This is a genomic window from Acetobacterium sp., from assembly GCF_039830195.1.
In the GTDB taxonomy this organism is placed as follows: Bacteria; Bacillota; Clostridia; order Eubacteriales; family Eubacteriaceae; genus Acetobacterium.
On the sequence record NZ_JBDODG010000020.1, the window covers coordinates 36,944 to 52,198 of the forward strand.

A 15,255-nucleotide genomic window follows, 5' to 3' on the forward strand; every position below is an offset into this window, starting at 1 on the left:
CAAAAAGACCTGAATATTATATCAAACTTTGAACATAAAGAAAAGCAAGGATTTCCCCCTCGCTTTTCTATTACTCTACTATGGGGTAAACGTTACGCTGACGTCACTGCCCTTTTCTACAACGGTTGTTGCTGCCGGAGTTTGGCTTGAAGCAAAACCATTACCGGTAATTTTAAGATTCAGTCCTAATCCAGTGAGAATTTCATTGGCACTTTGAATCGATAGTCCTTTTAAGTCAGGGACAATAACTGTTCCGGCAGCCGCGGTGTCGGCATTTCCCAGAGCCAGAATCAACTCTGTATTCGGATCATAGACCGAATTGGTGGGCAGGCTCTGACTGACAACCGTGGTGCCGCTGGTGGCCGGATCAACGACGTATTTTATCCCTTTTTCATTCAGAATACTGGCGGCAAAATCGATGTTTTGACCGACCAGATCGGGAACTGTGATGGTCCCTTTTTGAATTTCTTCAGTTGCTGCACCACTGAGGGTGGTATCTGCCGAGTTATAGTTCAGGGCCTGTTTCATTAAACTGATGGCGGTTGGTGCCGCACTGGTGCTCCCATAGGCGCCAGCCGCCGGTTCATCCAAGACAACATAAACCGAATATTTGGGATCTTCCACTGGCGAAAAACAATAAAAGGAGGTGACATACTTGGAACTGGAATATTCGCCATTGATGAACTTTTCGGCCGTTCCCGTTTTTCCGCCAATGCTGTAACCTTCTGAAAGAGCTGTCATATCGGCATCATAGCCCACCACCTTACGCATGATTTCTCTGGTGGCTGCTGAAGTTTCCTTTGATATAATCTGTTTCGGTGACTCGATTGCCTGGCCTTTGGTTTCGCTGGAGATAATCGTCGGTTTTACATAATAACCATTATTAACAACACAGTTTAAGGCACTGACAATTTGGATCGGCGTAACCGCCAAACCCTGTCCAAATGAAAAGGTGGCATAGTCCACTTCATTGATCCCGCCGTTGGCGGTAGACAACCGATTGACAATTCCGGCTTCCTCGCCATCCAGTTCAATTCCGGTGGTTTCTCCCAGTCCAAAATTATAGACATACTGGTAAAAAACATCGGGATTTAATTTTTCAATAATCTGTACCAGCCCCGGATTGCAAGAATGAGCGATGGCGTCGGAAACGGTAATACTGCCGTGGGGGCCGGTCGCACAGTTGATGACAGCATCCCCGATTTGAATCGATCCCCCACAATAAACCACCGTGTCCGGGGTAATGACGCCTTCTTCCAGGGCGGCGGCCCCTGTCAGGGCTTTAAAGGTGGAACCCGGTTCGTAGATAAAACTGACGGCCTGATTCTTATACATTTCAGCCAGTTTCTCCTGCTCCGTTTTTCCAGTCAGATCGGCCGCATGGGTCGCTGCAAAATTAGGATCGAGGGTAAATGGATCATTGAGATTATAATCAGGGGTGGTCGCCATAGCCACTACTTCTCCGGTTTTTGTTTCCATCACAATAGCCGTAACGCTTTTGGTTTTCCAGGTCGCTGCAGCTTCCTCCACCGCCTTTTCAGCCATCAGCTGAATATTGCTGTCGATGGTTAAGACGATATCCTCTCCCTGAACCGGTTCTTTGAGAATCTTGGTCTGGGAAGGAATCTGGTTGCCATCGGCATCCTTCTGAAAATAAACAACCCCATCTTCACCACTTAAGACATCTTCATAAGTTGATTCGACACCATAGAGCCCACTGTAGTCCGTCCCCGTAAAACCGAGGATATAAGAAGCAAAGTTGCCATTGGTATAATAACGACGGTAATCATCCAACAACTCAATCCCGTTATAGCTTTCGATTTCGCCTTCCTCGTCTTTAATCGCTTCTGATTCCCTGATTTCCAGGGCCAGGGCATTGTCTACCTTTCCTAAAATCAGCACCGGTTGATTTTCCTTGCGGGTGGCTTTGTCATAAAGCGATTCATAATTATAGTCCAGATCTTTGGAAATGGCCGAGGCCACTGCTCCGGGATCTTTGATTTTGATTGGTTCAAAATACAAAGTCCCATCTTCAATCGTTACGCCAGCAAAATTGTGGCCGAGCACGATGACTGCGGCGCCCTGGCTGATACCGGTTTTGACTTCAACAATGTCATTCTCCAGAACGGATATCTTTGTCTGGATCTCTTCAACCTTTAAGCCCAGTTTGCTGCTTAACGTTTTGGCCAGCCGCTCAGGATCTTCCACCTCATAAGGAATTACATTGACCGCCGTAGCTGAGGAATCTTTAGCCAGAACATTTTTATTCCGATCATAAATATCCCCACGGGACGCCTTAATTGGTACTTCTTCGACAAGTTGGTCCACTTGTCGTTCATATTTTCCGGTCGAATTCACAATTTGCAGGGAAAACAATTTTCCAATAACAATAATTAAGCACAATGAAAGTATAACCATGGCAATCATGATGCGATTCTGTTTGCCGACTGGTCCAATCTCTCGTTGTGCCTTCTTTTTTTTATTCACATTTTTTCTCCAAATTTTTATTCAGTTAAGCTTACCTGATACAGCTTAAATAAACCCTAACTTAAAATAAATTTTCAAACCAGCTCCTGACAATTTGTGAATCCGTCATCAGTGACTCTTCCTTTTTTTCGGTCACCAGTTCCCGGCGATATTGTTCCTGAACCGGTTCGCTCATGCCATAACCTCTGGCTTGAGCCTCAATCGACTGAAGATTCATATTTGTTACCAACTGACCTTCTTTACTGTCATTGACCTGTATAGCATCCTCCAGGGTTTTCTGGAGGTCGCGAATTTCAGTATTTTTTTCGGTGATCAGTGCATGTTGAAATAATATGCCGATCATCGCCACAAACGCAATCAAGCCAATAAGCATAACATAAGAACTTGTGGTCATATGCTTTACTTGCTGTTTGGGCATTTTTACTCTTTTTCTTGTCGTCGCCATGGAACGCTCCTTTGTTTAACTTTCTGTTCCCAGCTTTTCAACAATCCGCAGTTTTGCACTTCGCGAACGCCGGTTTTCTGAAGTCTCATCAGCCCCCGGAACAATCGGTTTTCTGGAAATAAGCTTCACTTCCGGAGATTTTCCGCAAACACATTGGGGAAAATCCGACGGGCAGGTGCAGGGATTGGCTTTGTTTCTAAAGAGATGCTTAACGACCCGATCCTCCAGTGAATGAAAGGTGATGACACACATTCTTCCGCCTGGTTTCAGGGCTTCAAGACCCTGGGTTAAAGCATCTTCCAATATTTTCAATTCCCCATTAACTTCCAGTCGAATCGCCTGGAATGTTTTTCTTGAGGGATGTTTTTCTTTGAAACGTTCCTTAGGAGGATAAGCATTCTTGACAATTTCACTTAACTCCAAAGTGGTGGTGATTCGCTTAAGCGCTCTGGCTTTAACGATCGATTTGACAATTTGACTGGCAAATTTTTCTTCGCCATACAGAAACAGTATTTTTTTTAATTCCCCGGGAGCATAGTCATTTACCACTATTTCGGCAGTTAATTCCGCCGACTGGTTCATGCGCATATCCAAAGGACCATCGTTATGATAAGAAAAGCCTCGGGTATCGTCATCCAGTTGAAATGACGAAACCCCGAGGTCATATAGAATACCGTCGATCCCAAAGAGATGGAGGCTCTTTAGAACCTTGGCTAAACTGGCGAAATTACTTTTTACAAAATGACGTTGACAGGTAAAAGCCGCCAAACGATTTTTGGCATACTCCAAAGCATAATCATCCTGATCGATGCCGACCAAAATGCCGCTTTCATCCAATGATTCACAAATCCATTGGGAATGGCCACCCCCGCCAAGGGTGCAATCCACATAGATACCGTTTGGCTTAATGTCCAGGCCTTCAATGGATTCCCGCAGTAAAACGGTGGTGTGTGAAAATGTTTGTGGTTTCATTTATATTCCCAGCATTGCCATATTATTGGCGATGTCCTCATAGTTTAAATCATCGTTATCGTTATAGCTGGACCATAGTTGACTGTCCCAAATTTCCAAGCGATTTGAAACCCCGATAATGGTCACCTCTTTTGTTATTTTTGCATATTTACGCAGAGAAAGTGGAACGCTCGCCCGGCCTTGTCGATCCAGTTCGCAATCGGCGGCACCGGCAAAGAAAAATCGGGTGAATGCACGTGCATCCTTATCCGATACTGGCAAAGATTTTAATTTGCTTTCAAAATTTTCCCACTCTTCCATGGAAAAAACAAACAGGCAGCAATCCAGTCCTTTGGTTAAGACAAATTCTCCGCCCAGTGATTCTCTGAATTTTGAAGGAATGATCAATCGTCCTTTGTCATCAATATTATGTTCATACTCTCCAAAAAACATCCTGATCCCCCTCCTTCTTACTTCGCTCTTCCATTTTCTTCCACATTATACCACACTCCACCACCCTTCACAAGTTGAGAAACCGGCTATTAAGCAAAAAACCATGATTTATTTTGTTAATAATTCCCAACATTTGTATTAATTTTATATCAAAAAACTTAAAAATAAATTCACTCTTGTGTTTCCTGCAAGAATTCTACATTATATCTTGTGATTGTCCGGGTTTTAGTTTAAACTTATAAAATAATGAAAATTAAGGAGTTATTTAAATGAGAGCAGTAGTTACGGTTATTGGAAAAGACCGCACCGGAATAATTTATAATGTATCTAAAATTTTGGCTGAAAACAGTGTCAATATTGAAGATATCAGCCAGACAGTTATGCATGATTTTTTCACCATGATCATGCTTGTGGACATGACAAATATGTCTGTTGATTTCAATGTCCTCAAAGCCGCCCTTGAAGAAGTTGGCGAAACCATCGGTATGTCCATTCGTATTCAGCATGAAGATCTTTTCAATGCCATGCACACCATTTAGGCGGCCCGATTATGGCAATGTTTAAAGACGTCCTCGAGACGGTTAGAATGATCGAAAAAGAGCGGCTGGATATCCGGACCATCACCATGGGAATTTCATTACTGGACTGTATTGATTCCTCCGGAGCCAAAAGTCGAGAAAAAATTTATGAAAAAATTACCCGCCTGGCCGAAAACCTGGTCAAAGAAGGGGAACGCATTGAAAATGAACTGGGAATCCCGATTGTCAATAAACGGATCTCAGTAACTCCGATTGCACTCATCGCCGGCAGTAGCGATGATCTTAATTATGTTGAATATGCTAAAATACTCGATGCTGCCGCCGCAACTGTCGGCATTAATTTCATCGGTGGTTTTTCCGCCCTGGTCCCCAAAGGTTTCACTAAAGGCGATCGGATTTTGATTGACTCCATCCCTGAAGCTCTGGCAACCACCAATTGCGTGTGTTCATCGGTCAATCTTGGCTCCTCAAAAGCCGGGATTAATATGGATGCCGTTAAACGGCTGGGCGAAGTGATTAAAGAAACCGCCTACCTGACCCGGGATGCTGATTCTATCGGCTGTGCCAAGTTTGTGGCCTTTGCCAATGCGGTTGAAGACAATCCCTTTATGGCAGGCGCCTTCCACGGCGTTGGTGAAGCCGAATCCGTCCTCAATGTTGGGGTCAGCGGCCCCGGGGTTGTCAAGCGGGCACTGGAAAAAGCCCAGGACGCTTCCTTTGGCGAAATGGCTGAAATTATCAAAAAAACCGCCTTTAAAATTACCCGGGCCGGCCATCTGGTTGGTACGACGGTAGCTGAACGCCTGAATGTCCCCTTTGGTATTTTGGATCTGTCCCTGGCACCAACCCCAGAAATCGGCGACAGTGTAGCCCGAATTCTGGAGGAAATGGGTCTGGAACATTGTGGTACCCATGGTACCACCGCAGCTTTGGCGATGCTCAATGATGCCGTTAAGAAGGGTGGTATTATGGCCTCCACCTCAGTGGGCGGCTTCAGCGGCGCCTTTATCCCAGTTAGTGAAGACGAAGGAATGATCGAAGCGGTAGAATGCGGCGCCCTGACCTTTGACAAACTGGAAGCCATGACCAGTGTCTGTTCAGTCGGCATCGATATGGTCGCCATCCCTGGTGATACGCCTGCTTCCACCATTTCCGGCATCTTAGCAGATGAAGCCGCCATCGGCGTCATCAATAATAAAACCACCGGTGTTCGGATCATCCCAGTTTATGGGAAAGATGTGGGTGATACCGCCGAATTTGGTGGGCTCCTGGGCCGGGCACCGATTATGCCAGTGAATAAAAATGACTGTTCAGTTTTTGTAAATCGTGGCGGACAGATCCCGGCGCCGATTCACAGCTTTAAAAACTAATGCAATCAGATTTGCAACTTGGGAGACCCGCGACAGTGGGTCTCCCATTTTATCGAAAGGAGCAAATAAATGAATGAAGAATTATGGAAAAAATGTGTAAGCTATCACGGGCATCACTGTCCCGGCCTGGCTATTGGTGTGCGCGCTGCTTTGGAAGCTATTGAAGCTCTTTCTCTTGATCTGGCCGGAGATGATAAAATTGTCTGTGTCGCTGAGAATGAGTCCTGCAGTGTTGACGGAATCCGGGTGGTACTGGAGTGTACTGGCGAAAAAGGCAATCTGTTCTTTATAAAAGGTGGAAAACAGGCTTTTTCCGTTTTTAATCAAACCACCGGCGCGAGTGTCCGGCTGATTTTGAAAGAGCTTCCGCCAATGGAGCGTGATGAAATGGAAGCATTTTTGCTCAACGAACCTGATGCAGCAAAACTTTTCGATTTCGAAAAACCCCATTTTGAATTACCCGAAAAAGCTTAACAAGTCCCCTATTTATAACACCATCACTGATTGGTCCAGACTAATCAGTGATGGTGTTATTTTGATTTGGCGCCGTCCATTTTCGCTGCCATTGACCGCTTTGGTGTGATATACTATAAAATAATTTACTATTAAATCTGATATCGAGGTGCTCATATGTTTACTCTGCCCGTTTATACAGCTCCTGATTTTACGGAAACCTTTTTTGTCAAAGCCCCCAGCGTTCGAACGATGCCTGCTCCCATGGATGGGGTGGTTCCCGAAAACTTTTACGCCACGACCATCTACCCCGAGTATTTTAAAATCCATGATACCTGGCAGCTGATGGCTGAAAGCCGGATGGACTGCGTGGTTGTCATTGTCAATGATCGGCCCCATGCTATCGAATTCAGAAATGTCAAAAAAGGCGATGCGATTGTCGTCGGACGCCATGAAGATGGCGGAAACGGTGTTTATGTCGATCATTTTGCTTTCAGTAAAAAGCAGCCAGATGGTGATAATTTTTCGTTTCGTACCTCCAATTCCCGGGAAACCGCCTACTCCCGGGACTATGACCGCCTCTATCAACTCTTGGAATTCGAGTGCGATAACGGCTATATTCTCTGGGTTCTCGGCCCGGCGGTTACCTTTGATCAGGACTCCCGAAATGCCATGACCCACCTGATCGAAATGGGCTATGTGGATGCTCTTTTCGCCGGGAATGCTCTGGCAACCCACGATTTGGAATCCCACTTTTTCAACACGGCCCTGGGTCAGGACATCTATTCCAAAGAAAATAAATCACTGGGTCACTATCATCATATCGAAACGATTAATCGTGCCCGGAGCTGCGGTTCCCTGGAAAAGCTAATTGAAAAATATAAAATCGCAGACGGGATTGTCAGTTCCTGCATTAAAAATGACATTCCCATGGTTTTAGCTGGTTCGATCCGCGATGACGGGCCCTTACCCGGCGTCTATGCTGATGTTTATAGCGCCCAGGATGCCCTGCGGGTACATACCAAAAAAGCCACCACGATCATCTGTCTGGCGACCCAGCTTCATACGATTGCCACCGGCAATATGACCCCTTCCTACCAGTTGGTTGATGGCGTGATTCGGCCGGTATATTTTTATACCGTGGACATCTCCGAATTTGTGGTCAATAAGCTTAAAGACCGGGGTAGCCTCAGCTCGAAGTCGATTATCACTAACATCCAGGATTTTGTAGTCAATTTACAGCGGAATTTATCATTACTATAGGCGCTAAAAAAGAGACTTTTGCAAAAGCAAAAGTCTCTACCACTCGATAACTAAATTACATAATAGAAGGTAAAATTAAAGGCAGTACTGAAAAGTTAATCAGCTGTAAAACCCAGATTGTACAAGCCGGTGGGTCGATGTGGCTATCTGCATAGCTGTTAAAGGTTAACCCGGCGAACTCACCGATTAAGGCCCCTAAGATACCGGTGATGGCAGCGGCGATAATCGCTGCCACTGGGCTTAATGTACCTGAGAAAACAACGATTGCAGTTGAAGCGGCTGGTAAAACGATATGATGGCAGCCATAGAAAGGTAGTCCCATGCAGGCAAAGACCAGTCCAAATGCGGCAATCCCAAAGGCAAAGCCACCCATTTGTGAGAAAATATAAGCGGCTTCTTCAGAACCGGCCAATGCCATATTTCCGAAGGCTGCCACAATTCCACCAATCAGGATACCAAATCCGGCGCCCAGAACAATGGTAAAAATTAAGTCCGAACCCTGAGGCAGATAATGTCGTGTCACTCCAGCCGGTGTTTTTCCGGTTAAACCGGAGTTGGTAAACAGTAACCGAACCAGAATAGCTGAAATGACTACGCTTAAAGCAACGGTGTCGGTCCAGGCTGCTGATCCAAATACATTTGCTCCAATTAGAGTGCCGACGGTAAAGTTTAGTAAGTAACCTATAATACCAAATATTCCGCCAACCAGTAAAACTGAAGCATCTTTTAACCCTGCCAGGGGCGTAATAATATCTCCGCCAACTTCCAGTTTTCCGATTTTTTTAGCATAACCGGCGGCGGCTACCGCACCGGCAAAAGCGACACATGGCGAGAACCATGATCCAAAGCTGACGATGCCAATGGCTGGGGCGCCAAAATCGCCGGCTAAAATTGCGGCAACTACTGTTAACCCGGTAAAAATAAATGATGGCACACCGCCGATGGCGGCTGCAAACAACCCGCCGCCAAAAGCAGCAATTAATAATGTTAAGTCCATTTTTTTCTCCTTTTAATCGTATTCAGATTATCGTAAACACATTAACGTTTATCGAGTGGCTCTGATAATGTTTACAAGATCAGTTTAACAAGAAGGACAAAATTTTACTATGGTCGCCATTACCAAAATATCTCTCATCCTTTGTGCATCACTCACAAGGATCATTCCTCGACATCTCATCCTGTATAACTGCCAAAAAATATATTCATCAATTAAATTTTTTTATTCATAAAAAAAAGAGCCTGAGCTCTCTTGGATTAAGGGGTTTAGTATGAACTTTAAACATACTAATTAAGGGGTCACAATCCCTTTGTGTTAGAATACGCTATTTTTCTGAAAAAATCATCAGTTATCATTAACAAAATATCAAAGTAATTCTGTGCGTTTTGCACAGCATCCAGCTACTTAAAAAACAGCCGTCCGTCCAAATTGTCACGACATCCCATAACAAGCCCCGCTGCCAGCATTTACTGATATTTCAGAAATTCTAAAATCCGAAACGAATATGCCAGATCAAACTGAACCTTCGGCGCCGTAAGGTCCAGTTGCGTCAGAGCTTTGATCCGATCGATGCGATAACTGAGGGTATTGCGATGAATATGGAGGGCTTCGCAGGTTTCTTTGTAATTACACCCCTTTTCGATGAGCATGTTTAACGTATAGAACAGTTCCGATTGATGCTGTCGGTCATATTTTTCAAGCGTCAGCAAGCCGCTCTGTACAAAATCCCTGAGTTTATTTCCATCGTCACTGGTTACCTTCTCAAGCAAATGAAAAAATTTGTAATCCCCATAATAAAAAAATCGTTTTTGCTCATGGATCGTTGCACCGATGCGAATGGCTGCGCCAGCTTGAAAATAATAGTTTTGAAAATTCTCAATCCCCTGAAAAAAATCACTCATCCCAATTCGCAATGCGTGTTTTTCGATAAAATTCTTCAACCGATTGATTCCCTTATCAGTTTTTTCTTTTTCCAGGTCCGTACATAAAACAACCATTTGATTACCATAAAAAATTGCATGGGACTTCGGAAAAACATGATACAAGTCATCTCGTAACGAATCTTTGATGACCTCCTGATAGAGATTGTCATCATCTTGTTCTGAAACCAGTACACATAAATTATTGCTGGTATTAAGTTCTGATTCCAGGACCCATGATTTAAAATCCGCATTTTCCTTGTCGCGACCTTCAATCAGATCCATCAGGATCCCCTCATTCATATTTCCGCGAATATATTTATACATCGGAATCTTTAAAATAATTTCGGTCAGCACCTCATTAGCCAGCAGCAATAACTCCAAATGTTGATTTGTCACTTCAGAATTTTCAAAAAACATCACCATGGCACCGGCATATTTGCCCCGAATGATCACCGGCGATACTAATACCTTTGAATCACTTTCTAAACCGACGACATAGGGCGTCCGTTCCTTGGGAAAACGTTTGACCTCTTCAATATTAACAATTTCAAAAATAAACTCATGGCTGCAAAATCCTTTGGAAATGGCAAAATTCCACGAGGGATCGGTAATCTCATCGGTCCGGCTCATGCCGCGAATAGAAAAATTTATGTCTATAAAAAGAACTGGTTTTTCCATCAGATAACTAATGGTTTCCACCACCTCTTCAACCGTGTGGTTGTCTAGCAGCAATCTTAATAATCGATTGCTCTGTCGGTATCTCAGTTCAGTTTGGCTATCCATAATCGTTTTTTAGTTTTCACTCCATTTCAGTTGTTTAAATACTTTGCCAATGCTTCCCTTAATGATCAGATTTGCCCGGGAATCCATCAGGGTTGCAGTTTTATTTACCAGTACCAGGTTCCTGCCCCGATAATAATCGATGAGTCCTGCTGCCGGATATACTCCCAGCGAAGTTCCGCCAATAATCAGAACGTCTGCTTTGGCAATGACCGATAATGACCGATTCATGACATCATTATCCAAACCTTCTCCATACAAGACCACATCCGGCTTGATCGTTCCGCCACAGCTGCATTTTGGCACCCCCTGACTTTCCTGAATCGTCTGCACCGAATAAAATTGCTGACAACGCATACAGTAATTGCGATGGACCGATCCATGGAGCTCCAGCACCTTTTTACTGCCCGCCTGTTGATGAAGACCATCAATATTCTGGGTAATCACCGCCTTCAATTTCCCCTGGGCTTCCAATTCTACCAGTTTTATATGGGCGTCATTTGGTTTAGCTTCCAGGTACAGCATTTTATTGCGGTAAAAATGATAGAATTCTTCAGTGTTATTCATAAAAAATTCATGGGAAAGAATCGTTTCTGGCGGATATTGATAGGTCTGGTTGTACAGCCCATCAACGCTCCTGAAATCTGGAATGCCACTTTCGGTGGATACCCCTGCACCGCCGAAGAAAACAACATTCTCAGCTTTATCAGTCATTTCCTGTAAAATTTCGATCTCGTTCATGATTTAGCCTCTTTTCTCAAAACATTTATCAGTATGCGATTTTTCTTAAAAAGCATTTTACCATATCCAGCCCTTTTTTTCCTGACTGCTCATTAAAATCATTACCATAAGGATCGGCAAAGCCGTGTTCACCAGGCAAAACGCGGGTCACAACCGTCCCATTATGTTTAAGTTTTGGAATAATCGCCTGCACCTCAAAGGATTTCTCCTGCTCCGGAAATACCAGCAGGCAGGGACAAATCGGGTTGACCTCCAGATAGTCCCGGATTCGTGATCCATAAAAGCCGATCATTCCATCACAACATCGGCTCTCGGTCAATCGCCAGGCGATGGTAGCTCCGACGCTTGATCCAAACACGATGATTTTTTTATAGCACAATTTTAGTTCCTTAATATAGACCGCGATCTCTTTGTATCGTTCAAAGCCAATTTCTGTCATAAACTCACTATAAGCTTCATTGCTTTCAGAATATTTATAAACATGTCCTCGACCGCTCAGATCCACACAAAACACATCGTAACCCTGATCTTTAAAAAAATCTGCCCAGTCTTTTATATACTGGTTGATTCCGTAAATTTCCGGGATGATTACAACCGCTTTTTCCGACCCTATTTTTTGCTCAAAAATAGTCATTTTAACTTCTCTGCAATGATACCATTTGATACCAAGTTGACGCAATCATCATTCTCCTCCTTTTAATTTTCAAACAGTTTATTCCACTCACACAAATAAGTGTCGTGGAGTCCGATGCAATCACCATGTAGTGCTAATTATAAAAACAATCGCCGAAAGCTTTTTTCGGCGATTGTTTTTTGGATTGCTATTGATGTTTATCCTAATTTTAATCTTCAGCAATGACGATCAAGCCATCCTTTTCACCCAAACTGACGACGGTTGATTTGTCCGGATTAATATAGATACCATAGTCCTTTTTTGCATCTTTTTGTTCTGCGGCAATCACATAGCCAATGACAATTTCGTTCTTTCTTTTTGCTGCTTCAACCAGGGTATAATAATTAACGGCTGCGCCTGGCTTAATATATTTTGCAGCTTTTTTAATATAAAGCTCTGAACCGTCGGCATCAAATAAATCCTCAAAGACCGTATTGATCATCTTGTTCTCCGAAACCTGAGTCAGCATCAAACTGATGAGTTTTTCACTGACAATAAAGTCGTTGACCTTTGTCACTTCCGCCAATTTCTTGTTTCTGAAATCCATCATTTCACTGACAACGGAAAAACGACAATTGAGTTTTTCGGAGATATCCCGGAGTTGCAGTAAAACCACCAGGGTGTTGGCATCGGATTCCTGCACATCAAGTCCAGAATTATTAGACAGGATAATGACATGGTCGTAATTTTTGACCATCAAGTCATCTAAAATACTTCGATCTTTGGGGTCACCCTTTAATAGTTCAATTTTCTGATTGACAACCTGGCTGAGGGCCATCTGAAAATCTTCATCTTCAACACAATCCGAAACAACGGTCAGGATTGAGGATAGGGGAACATAATTATCAATTTCTTGAATAATTAAATGGGCATTATCATTCCAACCTAAGATTAACGTTTTTTCCGGACTATCCGATTCATCTGCGGAAGTTTGCATAATTACTCTTTCATCAACAGTATGGCCCTGATCTGCTTTAGCAATAATGGTATCGTCATCTTCTGAAATGGCAATAATTCGATCTCCCGGTAGTATAATTGTTTCCATCGGCGGATTTAAATAAGTTTTCCCCTCAGATTGGATACCAATCACAGTTGATTTTTCAAACAAAAATAGCACCTCACCGAACGTTTTATTATTTGCTTCGGGACAGTCGCTGAAGTAAATTTCATCTCCACCAAAGTCCAAGAGTTCGGTATAAACGGTCGAAAGGCCCGGCTGTCGGCAGGTTTGTGCAATAATACGAGAAATCAATGTATCACTGAGAATTATTTCTGCTTGATTATTGCCGGCAATCTGCGCCACCTGGACATTTTCAGGGTCTTTTAAAACAGTAACAATGTTATATGGCTCGTTCCGTTTATTGGGATTATTTGTAATGGCTAGAATTGTTTTGATGACCCGGGTGTCATCCTCGGGAATGATGATGATTGATCGAGAAGTATTTAAACTGACGATTTCGAGATCATCGATATCGATGGGATTTCCCTGTCGGGTTACTATCCTTGTGGTTTTCATATCAGTGATCCGCTCCCGGATGGCATCATCCATTTCGGATTTGTCATGATTACCCATGATGACGATACAGGCATGCTTACGATTGCTGTTCGCTTCAATCAATTCTTCGATAATCGTAAAGATCTGTTCAGACCATCCTAAAATAATTGTTTGGTCTTTTTCGATAACCCGGGATCTTCCCTTTCTGAGAGAATCTAATTTCGATTCAATCCCAGTTGTTAAAATCCCAATTAATATACTAAGAATAAAGATACCACCCAGGGTAGTAACAAACATTAAAAAGATATAACCAATACTTCCGGTATCACCACTTACCGTTCCGGAGTCAATCGCTCGCATTAAGCCCATCCACAGCAGCTCGGTAAAACTGGATGTTGGACCCGATTGAGTAATCCAGACGATCAGTGAAATAACAGCTATCATAATTGCCGTAGCACTGGCCAGAGACAATAACAGAACGCCTGTTCCTTTTGACATCAGGTTGTCAAATTTGTACCGTAGCTTTTCTAAAAAACCAACTTCATCCATTTTAGCACCTCTTCTAAGTTAATTATTTTTGTCTGAACCCTAAGACTATGCAACCTTCCTGTTTTGATTGTGAGGATTATGTTATCTTAACCTTCATTATTTGACGGAAACATTTTATCACATTCAAATACGTCCTTCAATCATTGTTGACGCTCATTTTCACTGATTTGCGATTTTATTAATATTTGTAAGTATCATCCCATATGCTTCTTACTCAGAGTCCGGATTATCATCGTTTCGTTTTTTTAGGATACTACCCAGGTACATTCCCAATACAGCAACTGCTCCAAAAATACCTCCAAATAGCAACGCCTTAGTATTGATAATAATATATATCGGTGGCAGAAAAATGATTCCAATAAAGATCGGATAAAACCAGACGATCCCATTCTTTAGTCCATAAAAAAAGGCCGAAACAAAACAGTATGCGGGAATAATCAACATCATAAAAAGTGAAAAATACCTAGAATTCGGATCAAGTGTGGGCAAGATAAAGAAGACCAAGGAGGTCATAATCAGATATGGTAATACCGGTATTAATAATGGCAAGTTTTTTTTCATAAGTGGCTCCTATTTGAAAAATCTACTGAGATAATATTATTGGTGCATTTTATTATAGCATGAAAATATTAGGTATTGGAAATAAATTGGTTTTAAACTACTGGCATCATAATCGCTCATGCGGCACTTCGGCTTCGCTGCGCTGCGCCTACGTCGCGTCAGTCGCCAGATGGCTCCTTCCTAAAAAATACAAAAAGAGCGGTGAAACCTTACTGCCGTCTAATGAATTCGTGCAACTCCGGCGCAGCTCTCGCTGCGCCTACGTTTGGGGCTTCGCCCCATAAAAAAATACAGATATAAACATTGATTTTCAAGTGAACTTGAATCAATCTCTTAACTTCACTACCGTCGTACTCACTCATGCGGCACTTCGGCTTCGCTGCGCTGCGCCTACGTCGCGTCAGTCGCCAGATGGCTCCTTCCTAAAAATATAAAAAATAGAGACCAAAAAACAAATAAATTTGCTCTTTGATCTCTATTTTTTATATTTTTCGCCGCATGGCTCGTTGTTTCACGCAAAAAAAGTCCCGCAATGTCCTATCCTCCCAGGCAGTTGCCCACCAAGTACTTTCGGC

Annotated in this window: 14 protein-coding genes; 4 read left to right on the forward strand and 10 right to left on the reverse strand. The window is 43.1% G+C overall.

Going from position 1 to position 15,255, the window contains the following annotated elements; translation table 11 throughout:
* Positions 1-78: 78 nt before the first annotated feature.
* The 4 genes from ABGU93_RS07395 to mraZ all read right to left on the reverse strand — a co-directional run bounded on the left by ABGU93_RS07395 (position 79) and on the right by mraZ (position 4,336).
* The gene (locus tag ABGU93_RS07395) at positions 79-2,487 is read right to left on the reverse strand and encodes a penicillin-binding transpeptidase domain-containing protein (RefSeq protein ID WP_347412834.1); all 2,409 of its coding nucleotides are present in this window, start codon (positions 2,485-2,487) and stop codon (positions 79-81) included.
* Positions 2,488-2,548: 61 nt separating this feature from the next.
* Entirely contained in the window at positions 2,549-2,932 is a 384-nt protein-coding gene (locus ABGU93_RS07400) for a hypothetical protein (RefSeq protein ID WP_347412835.1), read from the reverse strand.
* 15 nt (positions 2,933-2,947) lie between these two features.
* Entirely contained in the window at positions 2,948-3,904 is a 957-nt protein-coding gene (rsmH, locus tag ABGU93_RS07405) for a 16S rRNA (cytosine(1402)-N(4))-methyltransferase RsmH (protein ID WP_347412836.1), read from the reverse strand.
* Positions 3,905-4,336: a division/cell wall cluster transcriptional repressor MraZ gene (gene mraZ / locus ABGU93_RS07410; protein WP_347412837.1), complete on the reverse strand. Its 432-nt coding sequence runs from the start codon at positions 4,334-4,336 to the stop codon at positions 3,905-3,907.
* Between the two features lie 269 nt (positions 4,337-4,605).
* On the opposite strand from mraZ, the gene ABGU93_RS07415 reads away from it, so the two are divergent.
* The 4 genes from ABGU93_RS07415 to ABGU93_RS07430 all read left to right on the forward strand — a co-directional run bounded on the left by ABGU93_RS07415 (position 4,606) and on the right by ABGU93_RS07430 (position 7,961).
* Positions 4,606-4,875 (forward strand): ACT domain-containing protein, encoded by a 270-nt coding sequence (locus ABGU93_RS07415; protein WP_347412838.1) that lies wholly within the window; start codon positions 4,606-4,608, stop codon positions 4,873-4,875.
* An 11-nt stretch (positions 4,876-4,886) separates the two neighbouring features.
* Positions 4,887-6,245 carry a PFL family protein gene (locus tag ABGU93_RS07420; RefSeq protein ID WP_347412839.1) on the forward strand — a complete coding sequence of 453 codons (1,359 nt, stop codon included), beginning with the start codon at positions 4,887-4,889 and terminating at the stop codon, positions 6,243-6,245.
* Between the two features lie 69 nt (positions 6,246-6,314).
* Positions 6,315-6,719: a formylmethanofuran dehydrogenase subunit E family protein gene (locus tag ABGU93_RS07425; protein WP_347412840.1), complete on the forward strand. Its 405-nt coding sequence runs from the start codon at positions 6,315-6,317 to the stop codon at positions 6,717-6,719.
* A gap of 156 nt (positions 6,720-6,875) precedes the next feature.
* Positions 6,876-7,961: a hypothetical protein gene (locus ABGU93_RS07430; RefSeq protein WP_347412841.1), complete on the forward strand. Its 1,086-nt coding sequence runs from the start codon at positions 6,876-6,878 to the stop codon at positions 7,959-7,961.
* Between the two features lie 55 nt (positions 7,962-8,016).
* On the opposite strand, the gene ABGU93_RS07435 is transcribed toward ABGU93_RS07430, so the two are convergent.
* The 6 genes from ABGU93_RS07435 to ABGU93_RS07460 form a co-directional block, all read right to left on the reverse strand.
* Complete coding sequence (locus ABGU93_RS07435) at positions 8,017-8,958, reverse strand: hypothetical protein (RefSeq protein WP_347412842.1); 942 nt, start codon at positions 8,956-8,958, stop codon at positions 8,017-8,019.
* Positions 8,959-9,425: 467 nt separating this feature from the next.
* On the reverse strand, positions 9,426-10,664 hold the full coding sequence (locus tag ABGU93_RS07440) for a helix-turn-helix domain-containing protein (protein WP_347412843.1): 1,239 nt from the start codon (positions 10,662-10,664) through the stop codon (positions 9,426-9,428).
* A 9-nt stretch (positions 10,665-10,673) separates the two neighbouring features.
* Complete coding sequence (locus tag ABGU93_RS07445) at positions 10,674-11,402, reverse strand: NAD-dependent protein deacylase (RefSeq protein ID WP_347412844.1); 729 nt, start codon at positions 11,400-11,402, stop codon at positions 10,674-10,676.
* 28 nt (positions 11,403-11,430) lie between these two features.
* Positions 11,431-12,081 carry a dienelactone hydrolase family protein gene (locus tag ABGU93_RS07450; RefSeq protein ID WP_347412845.1) on the reverse strand — a complete coding sequence of 217 codons (651 nt, stop codon included), beginning with the start codon at positions 12,079-12,081 and terminating at the stop codon, positions 11,431-11,433.
* Positions 12,082-12,244: 163 nt separating this feature from the next.
* Positions 12,245-14,119 (reverse strand): hypothetical protein, encoded by a 1,875-nt coding sequence (locus ABGU93_RS07455; RefSeq protein WP_347412846.1) that lies wholly within the window; start codon positions 14,117-14,119, stop codon positions 12,245-12,247.
* 210 nt (positions 14,120-14,329) lie between these two features.
* Entirely contained in the window at positions 14,330-14,680 is a 351-nt protein-coding gene (locus ABGU93_RS07460) for a hypothetical protein (RefSeq protein ID WP_347412847.1), read from the reverse strand.
* Between the last annotated feature and the right edge of the window lie 575 nt (positions 14,681-15,255).

Excerpts from the sequence above, each read along its gene's own strand:
- ABGU93_RS07415 (WP_347412838.1), top strand. The coding sequence starts at position 4,606 with ATGAGAGCAGTAGTTACGGTTATTGGAAAAGACCGCACCGGAATAATT.
- ABGU93_RS07455 (WP_347412846.1), bottom strand. The coding sequence starts at position 14,119 with ATGGATGAAGTTGGTTTTTTAGAAAAGCTACGGTACAAATTTGACAAC.
- mraZ (WP_347412837.1), bottom strand. The coding sequence starts at position 4,336 with ATGTTTTTTGGAGAGTATGAACATAATATTGATGACAAAGGACGATTG.
- ABGU93_RS07460 (WP_347412847.1), bottom strand. The coding sequence starts at position 14,680 with ATGAAAAAAAACTTGCCATTATTAATACCGGTATTACCATATCTGATT.
- ABGU93_RS07430 (WP_347412841.1), top strand. The coding sequence starts at position 6,876 with ATGTTTACTCTGCCCGTTTATACAGCTCCTGATTTTACGGAAACCTTT.
- rsmH (WP_347412836.1), bottom strand. The coding sequence starts at position 3,904 with ATGAAACCACAAACATTTTCACACACCACCGTTTTACTGCGGGAATCC.
- ABGU93_RS07440 (WP_347412843.1), bottom strand. The coding sequence starts at position 10,664 with ATGGATAGCCAAACTGAACTGAGATACCGACAGAGCAATCGATTATTA.
- ABGU93_RS07445 (WP_347412844.1), bottom strand. The coding sequence starts at position 11,402 with ATGAACGAGATCGAAATTTTACAGGAAATGACTGATAAAGCTGAGAAT.
- ABGU93_RS07435 (WP_347412842.1), bottom strand. The coding sequence starts at position 8,958 with ATGGACTTAACATTATTAATTGCTGCTTTTGGCGGCGGGTTGTTTGCA.
- ABGU93_RS07425 (WP_347412840.1), top strand. The coding sequence starts at position 6,315 with ATGAATGAAGAATTATGGAAAAAATGTGTAAGCTATCACGGGCATCAC.
- ABGU93_RS07400 (WP_347412835.1), bottom strand. The coding sequence starts at position 2,932 with ATGGCGACGACAAGAAAAAGAGTAAAAATGCCCAAACAGCAAGTAAAG.
- ABGU93_RS07420 (WP_347412839.1), top strand. The coding sequence starts at position 4,887 with ATGGCAATGTTTAAAGACGTCCTCGAGACGGTTAGAATGATCGAAAAA.